15 protein-coding genes are annotated in these 19,766 nt (G+C 47.7%); 6 read left to right on the forward strand and 9 right to left on the reverse strand.

The window, feature by feature from the left end:
- Window positions 1–30: 30 nt before the first annotated feature.
- Window positions 31–495: a VOC family protein gene (locus tag PV783_RS30115; protein ID WP_079470921.1), complete on the forward strand. Its 465-nt coding sequence runs from the start codon at window positions 31–33 to the stop codon at window positions 493–495.
- A gap of 10 nt (window positions 496–505) precedes the next feature.
- Here PV783_RS30115 and PV783_RS30120 read toward each other — a convergent pair whose 3' ends face one another.
- Together PV783_RS30120 and PV783_RS30125 are read right to left on the reverse strand one after the other, a co-directional pair.
- Complete coding sequence (locus PV783_RS30120; RefSeq protein ID WP_420990623.1) at window positions 506–1,240, reverse strand: hypothetical protein; 735 nt, start codon at window positions 1,238–1,240, stop codon at window positions 506–508.
- Window positions 1,241–1,243: 3 nt separating this feature from the next.
- Entirely contained in the window at window positions 1,244–1,834 is a 591-nt protein-coding gene (locus PV783_RS30125) for an RNA polymerase sigma factor (protein WP_420990624.1), read from the reverse strand.
- Between the two features lie 117 nt (window positions 1,835–1,951).
- Between PV783_RS30125 and PV783_RS30130 the strand changes: the two genes are divergently transcribed.
- From PV783_RS30130 to PV783_RS30145, 4 genes are all read left to right on the forward strand, one after another.
- A complete protein-coding gene (locus PV783_RS30130) occupies window positions 1,952–3,058 on the forward strand; it encodes a hypothetical protein (RefSeq protein WP_079470924.1) in 1,107 nt (368 codons plus the stop codon).
- A gap of 107 nt (window positions 3,059–3,165) precedes the next feature.
- The gene (locus tag PV783_RS30135; protein WP_420990625.1) at window positions 3,166–5,151 is read left to right on the forward strand and encodes a DUF7619 domain-containing protein; all 1,986 of its coding nucleotides are present in this window, start codon (window positions 3,166–3,168) and stop codon (window positions 5,149–5,151) included.
- A 26-nt stretch (window positions 5,152–5,177) separates the two neighbouring features.
- Window positions 5,178–7,835 carry a CHAT domain-containing protein gene (locus PV783_RS30140; protein ID WP_420990626.1) on the forward strand — a complete coding sequence of 886 codons (2,658 nt, stop codon included), beginning with the start codon at window positions 5,178–5,180 and terminating at the stop codon, window positions 7,833–7,835.
- 79 nt (window positions 7,836–7,914) lie between these two features.
- Entirely contained in the window at window positions 7,915–8,550 is a 636-nt protein-coding gene (locus PV783_RS30145) for a DUF5710 domain-containing protein (RefSeq protein WP_336389187.1), read from the forward strand.
- Here the strand turns inward: PV783_RS30145 and PV783_RS30150 are convergent.
- Together PV783_RS30150 and yhdJ are read right to left on the reverse strand one after the other, a co-directional pair.
- Entirely contained in the window at window positions 8,545–9,399 is an 855-nt protein-coding gene (locus tag PV783_RS30150) for a hypothetical protein (protein WP_420990627.1), read from the reverse strand. The two genes, PV783_RS30145 and PV783_RS30150, sit on opposite strands and share 6 nt — an antisense overlap.
- Window positions 9,400–9,409: 10 nt before the next feature.
- Entirely contained in the window at window positions 9,410–10,237 is an 828-nt protein-coding gene (yhdJ, locus tag PV783_RS30155; protein ID WP_420990628.1) for an adenine-specific DNA-methyltransferase, read from the reverse strand.
- Window positions 10,238–10,341: 104 nt separating this feature from the next.
- Here yhdJ and PV783_RS30160 point away from each other — a divergent pair, with 104 nt between their 5' ends.
- Complete coding sequence (locus tag PV783_RS30160; RefSeq protein WP_420990629.1) at window positions 10,342–10,980, forward strand: Pr6Pr family membrane protein; 639 nt, start codon at window positions 10,342–10,344, stop codon at window positions 10,978–10,980.
- Between the two features lie 6 nt (window positions 10,981–10,986).
- On the opposite strand, the gene PV783_RS30165 is transcribed toward PV783_RS30160, so the two are convergent.
- The 5 genes from PV783_RS30165 to PV783_RS30185 all read right to left on the reverse strand — a co-directional run bounded on the left by PV783_RS30165 (window position 10,987) and on the right by PV783_RS30185 (window position 19,765).
- Window positions 10,987–12,003 (reverse strand): glycoside hydrolase family 5 protein, encoded by a 1,017-nt coding sequence (locus PV783_RS30165; RefSeq protein ID WP_420990630.1) that lies wholly within the window; start codon window positions 12,001–12,003, stop codon window positions 10,987–10,989.
- A gap of 13 nt (window positions 12,004–12,016) precedes the next feature.
- Window positions 12,017–16,174, reverse strand: a complete 4,158-nt coding sequence (locus tag PV783_RS30170; protein WP_420990631.1) for a two-component regulator propeller domain-containing protein — start codon at window positions 16,172–16,174, stop codon at window positions 12,017–12,019.
- Window positions 16,175–16,285: 111 nt separating this feature from the next.
- Window positions 16,286–16,888, reverse strand: a complete 603-nt coding sequence (locus PV783_RS30175) for a hypothetical protein (protein WP_420990632.1) — start codon at window positions 16,886–16,888, stop codon at window positions 16,286–16,288.
- A 27-nt stretch (window positions 16,889–16,915) separates the two neighbouring features.
- Window positions 16,916–18,049 carry a glycan-binding surface protein gene (locus PV783_RS30180; RefSeq protein ID WP_363440610.1) on the reverse strand — a complete coding sequence of 378 codons (1,134 nt, stop codon included), beginning with the start codon at window positions 18,047–18,049 and terminating at the stop codon, window positions 16,916–16,918.
- A 33-nt stretch (window positions 18,050–18,082) separates the two neighbouring features.
- Window positions 18,083–19,765, reverse strand: a complete 1,683-nt coding sequence (locus PV783_RS30185) for a RagB/SusD family nutrient uptake outer membrane protein (protein ID WP_079470934.1) — start codon at window positions 19,763–19,765, stop codon at window positions 18,083–18,085.
- Window position 19,766: the final 1 nt, after the last annotated feature.

Below are 19,766 nucleotides of genomic sequence, written 5' to 3' on the forward strand. Positions count from 1 at the left end.
CTTTTCATTTGTGCTGATTATCTTGTTTGTATGAAACAATTTCTATTATCCGGCGGCCTCCTCTTTTTGGCACTTACCGGTATTTCTATTCACATGAGCGGACAAGCAAAGAAGTATCCATCGCTGAACCATATGGCGTTGTATGTAGTTGATCTGAAAACAAGCACGGATTTTTACCGGGATATTATTGGACTGGAACCAATGGAAGAACCCTTTAAAGATGGGAGACACAGTTGGTTCAGAGTAGGGCAGAACAGCCATGTACACGTAATTTCCGGTGCAGCCAAAGCCACCACGCACGACAAAAACACGCACCTTTGCTTCAGCGTGCCTGATATGCAGGCTTTCGTGGAAGTATTGAAAAAGCACCAGATTGCCTTTGAAGACTGGCCAGGCAAAGCCGGCGCTATTAATAAAAGAGTAGACGGCGTGCAGCAGATCTACCTCCGTGACCCGGATGGTTACTGGCTGGAGATCAATGACGATAAATACTGATCATACCCACTTATTTCAATTCTTTTTCCAGTGCGGCGGCTTTCGCTGCAGCAGCCGCATCGGCAGGGATTTTCTTTAACCAGGTCAATGCCTCTTTTTTATGCTGTGCCTGTGCATAATACAGGGCAATATAAAACGCGGCATCGTATTTAAATACAGATTCACCTTCGTATACTTTCACCAGGTCTTTCATACCTGCCTGCACGGCGCCCGTTTGGGTAAAGGCAATGCCCCGGTAATAAAGGGCAGTTTGACTGCTACTGTCTGTTTTGAGATAAGTGTTGAGCAAAGGAATGACCTTCGTGTAGGCCTTCTCGTTAAAATATAATGCGGCAGACTGTAACAACGTATCCTCACTATTTCCGCGCTCGGCGGCTACCTGCATTTCAATATTGCCATAGGTGTCCATATAGCTGGTATCGCGGGAATAAAAGCGGAACAGGAAAATTCCTCCCAGCACCGCTGCAGCCATACCGATTGTGACCAGGTACTTTTTAAAGCCCACCACTTTTCCTGTGCGTTGAAAATGTTCAGCGCGCTGCTCCTGCAGGGTGGCCTTCAGCTGGTGAAGGCCCGGATCGGGCTTTAAGCGCTCCGATAAGGTAGCAGCTACCTCCCGGTATTGCTGTACCGATGCAGACAAAGCGGCATCTTCCCGGAGGGCCGCTTCAAATTGCAGCAGTTCTTCCGGCTGCATGTCGCCTTCCACGTAACGGATAATATCTTCCTGGTTATAAGCAGCCATACACTAAATTTTCTGAGCCTGAATATAGGATAACAATGTAGCCATGCATTCCGATTTTTTCTTCCGCAGATAGCCATAGGTAACACCCATCGCCGCCGCAATTTTTTCCAGGGCTTCCCCGGTCAGTGATAACCGGAGAATTTCCCGGCACTTTTCTCCCAACCGCTCAAACTGCGCCAGGTACATACCAGCCTGGGCTTCCTCTTTTACCACCTGTTCGGCCGCGGCAAATACATCTTCTCCCACATCATATAAATCATCCAGCCTTTTTGTTACCGGCTGGCGGCCTCTTTTTTTTAATTCATTCAGCCATTTCCTTTTACAGATCAATAAAAAGAACGGTTCAAAAGGGCAGGTAAGCTGTAGCTGTTTATGCTTTGCCTGGTGATATACATCTATAATAGACTCCTGGAAAATATCGGCGGCATCATCTTCCGTACCCTGGTGTTGCAGGATATGGTGTTTGATCTTTCCCGCAAAACGCTGATAGATCTCCTGCACCAGCAACGTATCGTTCTGTAACAGGCCCTCAAGGTATCGCTGGTCGGGGTGAATACTCATCTGGAAGTGCTTCGCATGGGTTGATAGGAACATGCTGTGACTAAAAGTACATCTTTCTAAAAAAATATTCCGAAAAGGGGGTAACAAAATAAAAGGGCTGTTGATCTACTATCAAACAAGCAAAAACATTTCTAAACAAAAATATCTTTTATGAAAGCGATTACCTTAACATCGATCACCTGCCTGGTAGCTGCCGCATTAGCTATTTCTTCGTGTAAAAAAAATAACAGCCAGGAAGTACCCGGTCCGGAAAAAGGACAGGACGCTAAAATGCTGGCGGAATTCCTCGACAGTCATGCCAAACCATTTGAACACTTTAGTATAAATGCAGCGGCAGGTGGCGTTATCACCACCAGCCAGGGAACAAAATTCAATATTCCTCCCAATGTTTTTATTACTGCCGGCGGGGCACCTGTTACGGGCGCAGTGGATATCAGTATCAAAGAGATCAGGGATGTGAGCAGTATGATCCTGTCGGACAAAGCAACTGTTACTGCCGATGGGAAGATGCTGGTATCATTCGGAGAGTTTTTTGTGAGAGCGGTTCAGAACAATCAGGACCTTGGCCTGCGACCGAAGAATGACACCGGCAAAGGCATCATGGTACAGGTACCCGCAAGGCCGGCAGATAACGTGATGAATGGCGTAAAAGAAGTGCCCATGTGGACCGGCGACACTACCGTGTCTGTTACCCAGCATGGTTTTAACTACATTAACCAGCCAGTAACCATTACCACCCAGCAAACCATTACCAGGGGCGTGTTGTGGAACCAGATCCAGAGCAGTTATGCGCTGTTCAATACGTCCAGCGGTACCATGAACTTTCGTTTGGACAGCCTTATCCGGTGGGTGAATTGTGATGGCCTGGCAGCCATGCCCAATCCCAAAACCACAGTGATGGCTTATTTTACCAATCACTTTAATAACGAAACAGCCAGCAGCTATGGCGGCGAACAACCCAGCATGCTGTTCTTCAAACCCAAAAACTACAATACACTCGTAAAATTCTATAACGTTATTATGACGCCTCCCGCTGGTAAAGAAGGCTTTCATAGTTATCAGACTTCCATCCCGGTAGGACTGGAAGGCACCTTCCTCGCTATCAGCGCTGTAAATGGCCAGTTCTATGCAGAACAGAAAACGGTTACCATCAGCACACCGGCAGGCAGCGATAACTACTCCACTGTGAGCTTTGATCTGCAGGCTGTGGATGCGGCCACTTTGTTGTCACTCATAAACAGTATGAATTCCAAATAACCGGCCTGTTATCCGTTTACAAGTACTCCAAAGTTGAAGGCAATAAGTCAATCCCCCGGTTGGCTTATTGCTGCTTTCTATATAATATTTATTTATATTTATGTTATATGCAACCTACAGCTTCCCTAGTAGCACTATTCCTTTTCTTTCAAAGCGTTGTGATGGCGCAATCTCCTGTACCTCCATCATTTCTGCAGGATACCCTTCCGCCGGAAATTGAAGTGCAGGGTACTGACGATAGTATGCACCTCGTTGCAAAGCTGCGTCCATTGCGCCAGATAGCCGGCGCCCCCGCTTCTTTCTACACCTATTTCTGGGAACTCGGAGATGGCACCTTTAGCTTTAGTCCAACGCCGGAACTGCACTACAAAGATACCGGCACCTACCAGGTACGCCTGTACGCTACCAATAACTACGACGATGGCAAGGCGCCGCCTACCAAACCCAGGCCCATTAAAGTAAAGAAGCCAATAAAAAACAGCACCTGGGCTTCCCGTTTCTTTCATGGAAATGGGAATATAGAAATGAAGATCAACCGTAATCCCAAACCAGGTGAAGACTTCATGGCACTCATCGGCTACCGGAATATGGCCGGCGATGCAGGCAGCGGCACTATCCTGCTGTTTTATAACGAGAAGCAATTTGGTCATGCAGCATTTGATCTTACAGAAAAAAGAAGCTATCACGGGGAAGACAGCAGCTCCCTTCAATCCTTACTCGTTAAACTGGAAACACCCAATATTGAACCTGACGTAGCGCTGGCCCGTGGCCCTCACGCTAACCTACCCGCTGTAAATAATGCTGCCGCCAAAGCCATGCTGCAGGCCATGCAGGGTGCGTATAATAGTCATACCGTATTGCACTTCAGCAATGCCGGCAAAACATCAGAACAATTCCTTTTCCTCAATATGCATACACTGCCGGAAATGGTACAGGACACCAACGCCACCGTTACCATGACCGCCATGCTGGTACCCGACAATGCGTTGATGCAACCGGAAGTATATGAACTGGAAATGGCCGTGGTAAACTCTCACGACCCCAACCGGCTGCAGCTGCGGAAACACCGGATCAACTATCGTTTTATGGGAAAGAAAAAAGAACTGACCTATAAAATTCAATTCCAGAATACCGGTAAAGGCCCTGCAAAAAGAGTAGCCATCGGTATCGCCGTGCCACGGCAGCTGAACACCGAAACCATACAACTGAAAGAAGTAAGCCCGGCCTGCATCGCCTGCGACTCCGCGTACCAGACGCAAAGCTGTATAGACACCGTGCGTACGAAAGACAGCATCTATTTTGTTTTCAGAAATATTTACCTGCCCGGTCTCCAGCAGGAAGGTGTTACCGATCCCGACTCCACAAAAGGGTTTGTGCGGTATTCCATCCTCTTTAAAAAGAAACCCAAAAAGATTCCTTTCAGCAGCAGTGCAGCGATCATCTTCGATAAAAACGAACCTATTTATACCAATCGCGCCACCGCCAGGTTCATCAAAGGATTTTCACCCGGTATCATTGCCGGCTATACGTTTTCTCCTAACAGCGGCGACAATACGCTGAAAGGCCCGTTGCAGCTGGGCGCAGTATTGGCGCCCTTTGCGCCTGACCGGCCCTACTTCCAGGTGGAAGCCTTTGCCGGTTTACTGGAAAAGGAATCTTCGGCAACAGCCATCATACGCGAAAAAAGGGACACCTCTGTAAACGGCCAGGTGTACCTGATCCGGGGCAGGAATGAGGTGACCACTACCACCCGGCAATCGCTGCAACTGGTACCACTGCATTTCCGGTACAACCTCAACAACTGGATCGGTGTGGGCATTGGCGCGATGGCCCAGATAAACATTGCCTCCAAAACTACTACTGAATCAAAAGTGTACCTGACCGACATACAGCAACCGAACGTGGTAACCAACACCCTCAGTAAAACGCTCAAAGATGATTCACAATGGCTTGCCAGCATCAACGCCGCGCCCTTTGCCGATATACAGATAGGAAAAATAAAAAGCGGACCAGCTATTGGATTGCGCTACCTGCGGCAGGTTACCGGTAATACGCCCGACCGTTTCTTTGTATACGCTATCTACAAACTGTAATAAATCATAACTTCAGTCATTATACAATGGCTGGAGCCCGATCATATATCACCTACCTGAAAAAAGTACTGCTGTTACTGGCGGTATCCGGTTTGTTGATTTCCTGGCAGGACCCTGAGCCGGCTGTATTGAAAAAACACCAGGCAGCCAACCGGCTGGATGAGTGGATCTACACCTATATTCAATGCCCCGCCGCTACGCCTGCGGAAAAGGCCGCACAGCTGAAAAGGGCTGTCGTCAATGCCTGGCGGGCGCCCCGCACTACTGATGAAATACAGGCCTGGATGGACCTGCTCATCAACCAGGGATATTCCCTGTTGCAAAGCGGGGATATTATTTCATCAACAGATGCCTACCAGCAAGCCTTTGAATGGGGCCGGCAACACACTGCTGTTACTGATCCGGGGCTGGTACTGGAATATATCCTGAAGCCGCTGGGCAACAATTACACCCGGCTTGGCGACTATGAGCAGGCGTTGTTTATTCACCGGATAGCGTTGGAATTTGCGCGTGAGTTAAACGACCGTCAGGCTACTGCAGCTACTTACAGCAATCTCGCTAACACAGCCGCTAATATGGGGCAGCTGGAACAATCCCTTCGTTACTGCCGGGAAGGCTTGCTGCTGGCGGATAAACACAGTGCTACCTACGGCTTGCTCTTATCTGAGCAGGCGGATGCCTGCCAGCAACTACACCAATTTTCCGCTGCACGGCAAAGTATTGCGCAAAGTATCCGGATCCTGCAACAGCAACCTGCCGGCAACCCGGAGGCGGCGCACTGGCTGTTTATGGCTTATCAGCAGGCAGGGGATATTTATCTTACTGATCCCAAAACCGCAGCACAGTATTACTTCCAGGCGCTGGCCATGCCGGAAAGCCAGCGTACCCTGCGAAAGAGGGAGCAGGCCCGCCTGTTCCTGCGCATCGGGAAATTGCAGGTAGCCGCAAAACAGCCGGAAAAAGCGCGTCCCTGGCTGGATAGCTGCGCAAAGATATTACTACCGGGAAAGGATATACGTAAAATTACACCAAGTGATATTTATGGAGAATACACGCTGCTGGATCTTCTTTTCACGGCGGCATCGGTATACCAGTCGATCGGGCAACCCGCTACAGCGCTGGCATTATACCGGTTGAGCTTTGCCGCGGAAAGAGAGCTGCGTCATCAGTATATATCCCCTTCTGCCAAAGAAGCGGCTATATCGGATAGCCGTTACCGTTATGAAGCGGCCATTGCACTAGCCTGGCAGTGCTGGCAAACCACGCACCAGGCAGCATACCAGCTGGCTATCCTGCAATTTATGGAAGACAGTAAGTCGCAGTTATTATGGGAAGAAATGCAGCAGCAGTCCATTCACGCCGGCAACGATACTATCCATAAGCGGATCCGGCTGCTGGAGCAGGCACAGCTCTACTACCGCAAGGAAGCGTTGCAGGGCGGCAAAAGCGACAGCCTATTACAGCTCCGCGAGCAACGGCTGGCCTGGGACCTGGCTACTTTGAGAAAAAAAGTACGGCAAACAGAACATACCGGTAACGAAATATTTTCGCCGGACAGCCTGTTGCGCCGTTTAGCACCCCGCCAGCGGATCCGCACTTACTTTGCCGGGGAGCGTACCTTATACACCATAGAATCGGACCACAAGGGCATACGATATGCGGATAGCACCCCGCTGGACCCGGATGCTATCCGCTATTTTAAGCAGCATTTTTTTGAAGAAGGACCGGCGGCTATGGTAAACCATCCAAAAGCTTATTACCAGGCAGCGCATCGCCTGTATACGCAAATATTTGCCGGGCATCCGTTGCAGCCCGGATACACCTACCTGCTGATGCCCGACGGACCGCTCAACACCCTCCCGGTGGAGGCGCTGATAACCGACAGCGTGTATAAACCAACTATCGGGCAGTGGCCCTTCGTGTTGAAACAGGCAACGGTATCTTACGCCTATTCATTGCGTACCTGGAGCCTGCAGATGCAGGCGCACAGCAACCAGGAAGGATTCAGCGGCTTTTTTATTTCGCGGCAACGGGCAGGATTACCGGAGCTGCAGGGAGTTATGAAAGAAAAAGAGTTGCTGACGCCGGTGATCAATAACGGTCAGTGGTTTGTGAATGAACAGGCAAACAGCAAACAATTCAGGGACGCATTGGAGCAATCCGGCATTGTACATATCAGCACACATGGATTCACCCAAAAAGACAGTACCGCCGCACCGCATATCATGCTGTATGATGCGCCGTTTTATTTATTTGAGTTGAACGGTGTTATCCGCCACCCGGCCCTGGTAGTGCTGAGTGCCTGTAAAACCGGCGACGGCCGCCCCGTAACCGGGGAAGGCATCCAGAGTATGGCGCATGCTTTTATGGCCGGCGGCACCCCTGCAGTGGTAGCTGCTTCCTGGAATGTAAACGATGCTACCGCTCCCCTGCTGATGCAACAATTCTATCAACAGCTTACCATACAACACAATACCGCCACCGCATTGCAACAGGCCAAACTCAACTGGCTCAAAGATCCGGAGGTAACGGAGATGCATAAACTCCCCTACTACTGGGCTGCATTGAGCTTCCAGGGAAATACCGGGGCCGTGATCCTGTCTTCCTCCCGTTTCTCCTGGTATTGGCTGCTTTTACTGCTGGCAATACCCGCCTTTCTGCTGATACGCAAGTGGATTCGTTAAGGAATCATGAACACGCCACCGAATTCGCCTTTTTTTCCTTAAATTCATTGAAGAGAGTCTTTAGTCATACCCTGCTTTTATGTCATTACTACTGAATGTTCCCAACGCGGAAAAAGAGCATGCTGCATCTATGGGCGCCCAATGGGACCAGGTGTCGCGCACCTGGTATTTACCGGAAGACCAGTACGACCGGCTGATAGAGGTGGCCCGGTGGATCCCGGAAAAGCACCCTGCTATCATTCTGCCTACCGAAATAAGTGTTGTACAGGCCGGCAGGCCGTGCTGGAAATGCCAGCACAACAACCGTGTGATAGCGCTTGCAGGTAATTATTTTTATGAGAAAGATATGAATGAGCGGGACGAGTCGGTATGGCTGGCGCAGGATTTCTTTACTGTATTCCAGCAGGTATCTGCCATTTCAGATAACCTGCAAACTTTCCTGAATGATTACTATCCACGTTATAAACGGGCGTGGTCTAATACGCTGGGGAACTATTACTGGTCGAACCACTGCGAATCCTGCGACAGCATCCAGGGCGACTGGTTCCTGTTTGACGAAGCAGGCAGCGTGTTTAATCCTACAGAAAGAGAGGAAGCTGCCCGGCTGACGATCAGGAACCACACCCTGAAATATGCGCCATTGATTGATGCGGTTTATTCTTTAGGAGATCATGCACGACTCATCAATGAATTTGCAGAAAGAGCGGATCTATAATTTCACCCGTGTTTTCAGGAAAACAAAATAGCGTGGATCTTCTTCTGCAAAAATCTCCGTCCCTTCCAGCATATAAGCCCTTAACAGGTACTCCAGCGCCTGATCATGCTGGTTCAGTTCATACAAACTTTCTCCCAAACGTAAATTAACGAAGCCGTTGGCCTGTGCATCCGGGCCATTTAATGCATCAAAAAAATTATTGGCGGCGGCCTGGTAGTCGCTCTTAAAGTAATACATATCACCGATGCTGGCATACAACCAGGTACTGGCCTCCCAGTTCCGCGCCGGTTCCGGCAGGAGTTGCAATGCTTCGGTAAACCGGGCAATGGCGCCATCAAAATCGTCCGCATCCGCCAGTTCGTTACCCGCTTCAGATAAAGCCTCCACCTGTTCGTAGATATGTGGCGGCAGCTCCTCTTCCACTACAGAAGCCAGGCCGGGAAACACGTGCAGGTATTTTTCATCCACGCCTTCAAACACACGTCCGGCGGACTTATGCATGGCCGTAGTAAAATATGTTTCAGCCTCTTTCATATTCCCATTTTCAAAAAAGGCTTTACCCAGTACAAATTCACGTTCGCCATCATCTGCACGCTCTGTATCACATTGTTGTAAGATATTTGCCCAGCGAAGCAGCGCCGGGTAATCTTTTAATATGAGATAGGTTTCTGCAATGGCAAGGGCTATATGATAGCTCTCATCATACACTTCTTTGGGCGCAGGCAACAGGTCCCATGCTTCTTCCAGCTTCAATGCGTACCGGGCCGGATCATTGTTTTCAAACAACACCTCTGCTTCCTCCCAGATGGCTTCAATAGCTGCCACAATTTTTTGATCGTGTAATTCCATATATGTTCGTTCAGATGATACCGCTTTCAAAGGAGCGGATTTCACGTTGTAATTTTTCTCCTTTATACTCTTTCGCGAGCTGCAATCTTCGCAGCCCGATCTTCACATACTCTTCCTGCATTTCTATACCGATGCAATTCCTGCCCAGTTCTTTAGCCACCGCACAGGTAGTAAAGGTACCGGAGAAGGGGTCCAGGATTATGTCTCCCGGGTTGGAACTGGCTTTAATGATACGTTCCAGCAGGGCGATGGGTTTCTGGGTGGGATGATTTTCATATTCATCCATGCGGTAGCGCACCCGTGCGAAGTCCCATACATTGCCCGGAACTTTTTGTGTATTATAGGCAGCTGGCGTGCTTTTCCGGTAGTCGATCAGTTTTCTTTTTGCGCCGGTTTTGGCTTCAATGAGGATGTCGGCAGCATTGAAGGTGTAGTTATTTTTGTCATTTACGCAAAACAGGATGGGCTCATACATAGACCCAAAATATTTCCTGGCCTGCACCCCGGAGCTGTCGTAGTTCCATACAATGCGGGAAAGGATATTTATTTTCTGACGCAGATAAATATCAAAATAAGGCATGAACTGGGTGGCGGTCATTACATAGAAACTACCGGCAGGCTTGAGTTTCCGGATACAAAGATCCAGCCATTGGTAACACCAGTTAAGGTATTCTTCTTCCGTATCCCATTTCTCTATATGCCCATTAAAGTTCTTGCCGATATTATAGGGAGGATCAGCAAAGATGAGATCCACTGAATGATCCGGCACCAGCGTTTGCAGCGCCTGCAACGCATCTCCATGTATTATTGTATGACTGTGGGTACCGAATACTTCCATTTCCTTCTTTTCTGCTGATAAATTTAGCTAAAAAAAGGTGATCCACGCGATGTATGCATGAAGTGGGGATTATATTATTACATTCGTATAAATACTAATGGAAGATGAGTATGCAAAAATCCATTCCCAAAAAAATTCTTCTTGCCATCTTGTCCTGTCTTGGCTGGTTTGCCCTGATTACACAATTGTACCTTAATGTCAGCAGTCACCAGGTATCTGTTCCCGAAAGTATTACCCGGTACTTTAGTTATTTTACACTGCTCACTAATTTAATGGTAGCTGCTTACTGCACTGTTTTGTGGCTGGCGCCCGGCAGTCGTATAGGCGCGTTCTTTTCCCGGACACAAACAGCCACGGCCATTACCGTTTACATTACTATTGTAGCGTTGATCTATAATATTGTGCTTCGCTCCCTCTGGCAGCCCCAGGGTTTACAGAAAGTGCTGGATCAATTGCTACATACCATTATACCTGTACTTTTCATTTTATACTGGTGCGTATTTGTTAAGAAACATACGCTGCAATGGAACAACTCCCTGCCGTGGCTATGGTATCCTTTTATTTATCTCGTGTTTATCCTGATCCGTGGGGCTTTCTCCGGATTTTATCCGTATCCGTTTATTCATGCAGGTGAAATAGGCATGCAGCAAACATTGATAAATGCGGGAGGCATCGCCATTTTATTTATGGTGATGTCGCTGGCTTTTATCGGCATCGGTAAATTGTGGTCGCGCCGTAAGTAGTTGTTGTCAGGGACGGGTGCTATACCCTCTTAATTTTGCACGGATATATTTACCTGATTCCGTCAGTTGAGCGGCGGTCCAACTTCCGTTTGCAGGCGCCCCCGGCAACAGGATAGAACATAGTTCATTTCGCTTGTCAGATACCGACCAGTTAATCCAGCTCACCTGGTTGCTTTCCAGGAAAGTAAACCAGGCCTCCCATTGCGGGTAGTCGATATGCCCGCTGCCAGAAGCTTCCGAGCCATTACACTCTGTTACAAACACCGGGATATTTTTGCTGAGGGCATAAGCGCAATCATCTCTCAGCCACTGGCCATGCGACGCTGCGTAAAAATGTACTGTATACATGATATTACTGTAACCGGTTAAAGGCGCATCTGCTACTTCGCGGATCTTCTGGTCCCAGTACGGGCAACCAACAATAATAATATTATCCGGGTCATATGCACGGATACCAGCAATCACCGCAGTGGCATAGGCTTTCACCTGTTCCCATGTTTGCGTTTTATTGGGTTCGTTGATGATTTCATACAGTATGTGTGGATGATGACCATAAGTTTGCGCCATTGATTTAAAGAAGGCTACTGCTTCTTCCTGGTGAAATGCTTCACAATGCCAATCAATAATTACATAACTGCCTTTTGCCAGTGCAGCATCAATTACTTTTTTCAGCAACGCAAGCTGACGGGCACGATCATTCAGGTAAGCAGGCGTTGCATCAATACCCATTGCCGCGCGGACAATATCTGTTTTAAAATCATCCGTCAGCCAGTTCACCACGCCTGCGTTCCAGTACTGCGGCCACCAGGTGCTCCAACCGAGGCTCTGCCCCCGCAGGGATATGGTATTGTTATGCTGATCCTTCAGGTAGCGGCCGGATACATGCAACGCGCCATATCGCTGTACCGGTGACTCCGCCGGAAGATGGAGTGTATCCGCAGCATCAGAACGGACGGGCTTTGCGCAGGCAAAAGCGCACAAAAAAAATGTAAAAAAGTGGAGATATAATGAATACTTTTTCATGCTCCGGATAAATTTATACTGCTTTCTTCGGTGAGTCCTTGCCCGACTGCTTGATATACGCAGAGGGTAATACGCCAAATTCTGCTTTGAAAGATTTAGTGAAATAATGCGGGGTGTTGAATCCCACCTCGTACGATATTTCCGCAATACTAAGCTGGCTTTTCTCCAGCATCTGTGCGGCTTTCCTGAGGCGGATAGACCGTATAAAATCAACCGGTGTTTTACCGGTGAGCAACAACATCTTTTTATAAAGGGATACCCTGCTGATACAAAGATGCTTGCTTAATTCAGCTACACTCAAATTAGCATTCTGCAGGTTTTCTTCCACATAGGCCAGCGCAGCGGCAATAAATTTTTCATCTACGGATTGGATGGAAATATCTGCCACCTGCACGTCTACCTGTTTGGTATAAACCTTTTTGATGGTGGTTTGTAAAGTGAGGAGATTCCGGATCTTTGATACCAGCATTTCAAAATTGAATGGCTTACAAAGATAATCGTTGGCGCCTGTTTCCAGTCCTTTCATCTGGTACTCTTCCCCTACCAATGCGGTGAGCAGGATAATCGGGATATGCGAGGTTCTTTTATCCTGTTTGATTTTTGTGCACAACTCCAGCCCGTTCATTTCAGGCATACTCACATCGCTCACAATCAGGTCGGGATGCAGCGCCAGTGCCTTCTGCCATCCTTCCTTGCCATTGGCGGCTTCCAGCAAACAGAAATGCTCCTGCAGATTATCTTTCAGGTAAAATCTGAAATCATCGTTATCTTCTACCAGCAAAACGGTGGGCTTCTTATTCTTTTCCCGTTGCGTAACAGCAGATGGCTGATGTTCCGTGATCACCGGTTCTTGTTCCGCCAGTTCGGTTTTTAGTGGCAACTCTACTATAAAGCAACTGCCGCCATTGGTAATAGATTCCACGCGGATGCTGCCCTGATGCAATTTCACAAACTCCCGCGTAATAGATAACCCAATACCGCTGCCCTGGTTGATGAGAGAAGCAGGAATGTCATGCTGATAAAAACGGTCAAAGATCCTATCTACTTTTTCCGGGGGAATACCAATGCCGGAATCCATTACATTGATACGAAGGGTTACGGTATTATTGCTGTCATCACCCGGAAGACAATTCAGGAACACGCCCACATGGCCGCCTGCCGGTGTAAATTTAAAAGCGTTGGAAAGCAGGTTGAATAAAATTCTTTCTATCTTATCAAAATCAAAACTGGTTTCGAGGGAAGAAATATCGGTATCAAACGCAAACTTAATATTCTTCTGCTCTGCAATATCCATGAAAGAAAAGGATACTTCTTTAATAAAACGAATGATGTCGCCCGGCCTGGCATCCAGTTTCAGCTCATACACTTCCATCTTCCTGAAATCCAGCAGTTGATTTACCAGGTTCAGCAAACGTCTTACATTACGTTTGATCATGTTTACCTGTGCGTTCTGTTCCGCCAGCTGCGGGTCTTTCAGCATTTTATCGAGCGGCGCGATGATCAGCGACAACGGTGTTCTGAACTCATGACTTACATTGGTCAGGAATTTAATCTTCAGCCGGTCCAGCTCATGCAGCCGCCGGGCTTCTTCCCGCTCCTGCTCGCGGCTCCGTTGTGCTTCCTGTTTTTCCTGCTCCTGTAAAAACTGTGTCCGTATTTTTTTGATGCCCCGGTATCTCAGGTAAAATAAAAGCGCTAAAGCCAGCAACACATAGGAGATGTAGGCAACCTGTGTTTTCCAGAACGGCGGAAGAATACGGATGTTTATTGACAGCACCTTTTCATTCCAGGTATCATGTGCCATGGATGTTCTCACTTTAAACACATAGTTGCCCGGATCCACATTGGTGTAAGTGGCTTTGCGGATCTTGTTATCAGAGGCCACCCAGTTTTCATCGAGGCCCTCCATCCTGTACTGGTACTTTACCTTATCCGGATTCAGGTAATCCAGCGCGGCAAATTCTATCGAAAAAAAATTCTGATTATAATTCAGTACAATATCTTTGGTGATAGTAATAGAAGCAGGAAGAATCACTCTGCCGTTTATTTTTTCACCGGCTTTCACAGTATGATTAAATAACTGGAAATCTGTAAATACCAGTTCCGGTAAGATGTTGTTGATCTTGATACTTGCCGGATCGAAAAGATTAAAGCCGCTGCCTCCACCGAACACCATTTCTCCCCTGGCAGTTACCAGGGAAGCATCTTCATTAAACTGCTTTCCCTGTAAGCCGTCTTTTACATCATAATTAATAAAGTTCAGCTTGTACACATCATTCTTCACTGACACTACCGCATTGGAAAGGCCATTGGCCGTACTGAGCCAGAGGTGATGATTTTTATCTTCCCGGATACCAAGAATGTTATTGTCGGGCAATCCATCTTCTTCCCGGAACTGTAAAAAACGTTTGGTATCGGGATTAAAAATATTCAGCCCTTCACGTGTACCAATACAGATATATCCCCTGCTGTCTTCAATCATTGAAAGGATATTATCATTCGCCAGGCTGTTGGGATTATTATTTTCATGCTGATAATGCACAAACTTGCCGGTCTTTTTCTCCAACACATCGATACCGTTCGATGTGCCGATCCAGATATTTTTGCGCCGGTCTTCCAGCAGGGTGAAAACGTAGTTTGAACGGATGCTGACGGAATCTTCCCTTCTTAAATGCTTAAATGTTTTTGTTCCCGGATCAAAAATATCCAAGCCACCAGACAGGGTTCCCACCCAGATACGGTGTTCGCTGTCTTCCATAATTTCATAGATACTGTTATTAGACAAACTATTGGGGTCCTGTTCATCATGACGATAATGGGTAAACGTTTTTCCGTCGAAATAGTCCAATCCACCGAGGTAGGTTCCAATCCATAAATGCTGTTTGTGATCGACACAAAGACTTACCAGCACGTTGGTGCTTATGCTTTGCGGGTTGAATCTATCGTTTACATACGCCTTATAAGTGCCGGTTTGCCGGTTAAAATAGGTAAGGCCGCCGCCGTTACTGGCCAGCCACAGGTTGCCTTTTGCATCTTCCGCGAATTCGTTTATATCGCTGTAGTTGAGTCCTTCCGGTTTCAGTGGATTATGGCTGTACAAGGGGAATTTGAAGAGATCCGGATAGTAATAATTAACGCCTTTTTTATAAGTCCCCGCCCAGATCATACCGGCTGCATCGCTGTACAACGTGGTAAGACTATTTTGGGAAAGACTGTTCTGATTACGTTCGTCCATCACCAGGTTCTGCATATGAAACCCGGATTTATCGAGCAGGTTGATGCCGCCGGGATCGGTGGCAATCCATACTTTGCCTTGTTTATCCTGCATCACCGCAGTTACTACATTTGCACTGATCCTGTTTTCCGGCGCATCTTTATAAAAGTGTTTCAGCAGGTTGCCGGCGGGACTGTAATAGTAAAGTCCGTCGCTGCTGCCGGTAAAAACCCAGATATCCTGCTGGCGGTCAACGTACAGCCGGTACCTGGTGGCTTTCTTTTTAGCCAGGGTTGTATACAAAGGCGTGGCCCTGTACACTACTTTACGGGTGCGGGTATCAAATTGTTCCACCCATCCATCGAGGTAAGCAATCCACAAATCGCCACGTTCATCCAGTGCCATATCGCATACAGCGGTGGAATGAAGCGTGGTGCTGTCGTTGGCCACAACGCCATAAGCTTTTATTTGTTTGGTGTGTTCATTAAGAATGATAATGCCATGATCTGCATGTAAAAAATAAAATTCGCCGTTGGCGCCTTTCAGTACTTTTTCTACCTGGTAGCCATACACCTGCAGCGGGTGCAGCAATTTGGCTACATCATCATTGAAGCTGTCTGTTTCCGGATCATAGATAGAAAAGCCCAGCTGAGTTGTAATCCAGAGGCGGTTTCCGGGGGCATCATAAATATGGGTGATAAAATTATCGCTGAGAGAAGTGGCATCATTCAGCCGGTGTTTATATACTTTAAATTTAGAACCATCAAACCGGTTGAGCCCATTCAGGGTACCCATCCACAGGAATCCTTTTGCATCTTTTAAGATACTGGTAACTCCATTATGCGACAGCCCGTTATTTACATCCAGGTGAGAGAAAGCATACGGCATATCCTGCGCAGCAACAGATGTGCAGTACATCCATAACAACAGCAGGTATTTTATATTGGCAAGTTTCATCTTATAACGCGGACGTAATTGAAAAAATGATGGTATATCCCCGCTGCCGGTAGCGACAGCGGGCGATATGAAAATACGATTCCTCTGTTTAAAATGTATGCTATTTTCGGGTTATTCAATTACCAGCGGATTTTCCGACTCAATATCCGTTGGCGCAGTACCATCGGTGCTGAACACCAGGGTGCCGGTAGTGGCCGTGGCCGGTACTTTCAGCACCAGGTCTGTCAGCGACTTACTGACAAATTCCGTTACGGCAGCATCGTCGTTACCAAAGGTGACCCGGGTTACCCAGTTTACAAAATTGCCTTTGATGGTGATGGTTGCGCCTTTGGCGGCAGTAGCCGGAACGGTGGTAATGGTTACCGCCACGTTGAGGTTTAATACCGTTTTGGATACTACATCGCCTTCGGGTGCTTTCAGGGTAACCACTCCTTTCTCCGTTTCCTGCGGAACCGTGATCACGATATGATCGCTTGTTTGTTCTGAGAAGGCCGCGGCTTCTACGGTAGCGCCTTTCAGCGCGATGGCGGTTACTTTATTAAGATTAGTGCCGATAAAGCTGATCTTGTCGCCGGGCTTTGACCCCGAAGGGCCAAAGCTCAGCAAAGTTACCTTATCCGTTTTAACGGCGTCATCGTCGTCTTTACTGCAAGACATCAAACCCACGGTGAGCAGGAGCAGCCAAAGCAGTGGTGTATGCAAAATAGTTTTCATTGTAATGAGTTGAATACTTGTAAACACTTATTTCTTAATCACTTTTGGCACTACGCGGAAATTGTCGAACGACATATCGCAGTCGAGTTCACCCGCACCATTGAATACAATCCTGGTATAGTATCCATTGGGTTGTACCGTTTGTTTGGCGTAGGCGGCCGTCACTTCTTCGTAGGGGATAATCACCGTTTGCCAAACGCCTTTCGTGTCGTAGGGGGGCTTCCAGGAGAAATCGCCCTGGCCATCATTCTTCACGCCTATACAGAATTTAAGCCCGTTATTGTTGTAGGGTTTCTTCGTGTTCAGTTCAAACTTCAGGTTATAATTCTCCGGTTTCAGGATGGCTTCATCCGGGATATTTTTACTGATGGGCCCCATTGCATCTGCCGGTCCGCCGGCCAGTTCCACCCATCCCCAGTTGCTGATGGGTTGTTTTACGCGGATGTAGTTGCCATTGATAGCGGCTGGATCATCTGCGCCCGGATTGGTAACTACAAAGGAGTAATTCCACCAACCGGTGAAAGGGTCGCTGCTGATAAATATGTTCCTGTTGTCGCGGAACCAGAAATCGGAAATAGCTTCGCCGAAATTGGTTTTAATGGTGATTTGCCCCGGTTGTGCGCCGGCCGGTACTCTTACTCTCAGTTGCTTGTCTGTTGTTTCTACTATTTCGCCGGTAGCGCCACCAGTGAATGCTACCGTTACAGGTGGATAGAAAAAATCACCGGTGATCACTGCTACATCTCCGGCGGCCACATATTCACAATCCATCCGGGTAACCAGTGGTTTGCTGATCTTTACCGGGAAATTATACTCGAGTTTTTTTCCGCTGGCGAAGATGATCTTTAGTTTATTATCTACTTCTACCGGGATCTGGGAAGGTATACTTACGAGTATAACAGTGGCAGTAATGTAGGGTTGTGTAAGACTTGCTTTCTGATCATTGAACCAGATTTCCCTGGCATCTCCCAGGTTCTCACCCACAATGGCAATGAGCACGCCCTGCCCGGCTTCTACCAGCAGGGAATCGGCGGTAGCGGGATCTGTTAGCCGCACATAACTGATACGCGGTTCGCCGTTGTTGGGAAGGTTATCTTTGGTACAGGAAAAGATTCCTATACACATAATAAGAAATACGATGGAGCTATATATCTTTTGCATGAGTATATTATTTTTTGTAAAAAACGTATAGGCCTACTTGTTATAATAATCTACCGCCGGCTTCTTCAGATTCGGCGCCTGGCTTAATTCTGCTGCAGGTATTGGAATCAGGAAGTTGCCATCGTTGGCGATAATTTTCCGGAAAGAGGCCCATGATGTTTTCACACATTTCCACGATGTAGGATCTGGCATTTTATCAGGTGCCGTGGCAAACAGGCCCCTGTCCTGCGAGTTTAAGATGGCGTATGCTTTTGCTTTATTGTAATAGTGAAGAGACACGAGGTCGTACCATGCCATTCCTTCCATCGCAAATTCCACGATGCGCTCATTAAAGATCACATCAGCGGTGAGCGGATCTTCAAAACGGGGTAAACCGGCGCGGGTATGCACGGCATTAAAATATTCCAGGGCAGTGGCGTCTGTAGTGCTGGCACTGTTGCCCAGCACGGCTTCTGCGTAGATCAGGTACATTTCAGACAGGCGCATCATGTAAGTATCGTTGCCATAATTTTGTTGCGCCGACTGTCCGCCAACATCCGCGGCCCTGCCGGTTACATATTTCTTGATGCAGAGGAAATTATTATCGCCGGTATTATAAGGGTAAATTAATTTAGGAGTGGTACCATCTGCCAGCTTCTGGGTAATTTCCGGGTAGTAGGCGCCTGGCATAAAAAAGGTGGCTTTCAGTCGCTGGTCCAGTGTTCTGCCGCTGATCAGGGTATCACCGGAATTCACGAACCCTTCGTACTTGCTGATCATCCACCAGGTGGCGCTTTTATCGCCTCCCCAGCCATCGCCGTTACACATTTTGCTGTCGTAGTTCAGGTCAGACGGCGCAGCATTAGAGGCGCCCCAGTCGCCCGGTGCGTATACCCATTGCAGTGAGAACATCGACTCTGCATTGTTATCATAAGGAAAGAGGAAGAGATCGTAATAACTTCTGAGTAATGAATATTTGCTTTTGGTGATTACCCGTTGGGAGAAGTATTTGGCGCTGTCCAGGTCCGATTGGTTGCGGGCGCCGGAGCCGTTTGCACCCAATCCTGCGCGGGTGAGATAAAACCGTGCAAGCATGCCTTCCGCCGTCCATTTGGTGATGCGGCCTTCGCGGGCAGGCACTTCCGGCAGATCTTCCGAGAGGGCGCGCATTTCGCTGATCACAAATTTCCACACACTTTCTACCGTGTTTTTCCGGAGAGAAGTATCAGAGATCAACTTCAGGTTATCTTCTATAACAGGCACTTCTCCCCAGTTCATTACCAGGTAACGGTAAGCCAGCGCCCTCATAAACCGCGCTTCTGCAATAGCCATTCTTTTTGCAGCAGCAGAAACTTCCGGACCTGCATATTTATTGATATTGGAAATAGTGAGATTGGACTGGCCGATCACAATAAAGAAAGATCGCCAGGATGCACCATTGGCCGTAGTATTGGCAGTGGTATTAAATTCCACATTCTCTTTATCATTCCATCCCGAATAAGCAGTACCCGCCCTGAAATCACCAATGCTGATAGCGGAACGGCCGTTGTAATCAGACCATACTTTACTGTATAGCAAAGCAGTTGCTGCCATCAGCTGATCGTCCGTTTTATAAAATCCCGCATCCACAATGGCATCTTTGGGAGGGCGTCTTAAAAATTCTTTTGAGCAGGCTGCCAGTAAAAAAACAGATAACAGCAGCGCTCCGTGATATATATTGAGTGTACTTTTTTTCATA

Source organism: Chitinophaga sp. CC14, assembly GCF_048957795.1.
In the GTDB taxonomy this organism is placed as follows: domain Bacteria; phylum Bacteroidota; class Bacteroidia; order Chitinophagales; family Chitinophagaceae; genus Chitinophaga; species Chitinophaga ginsengisegetis.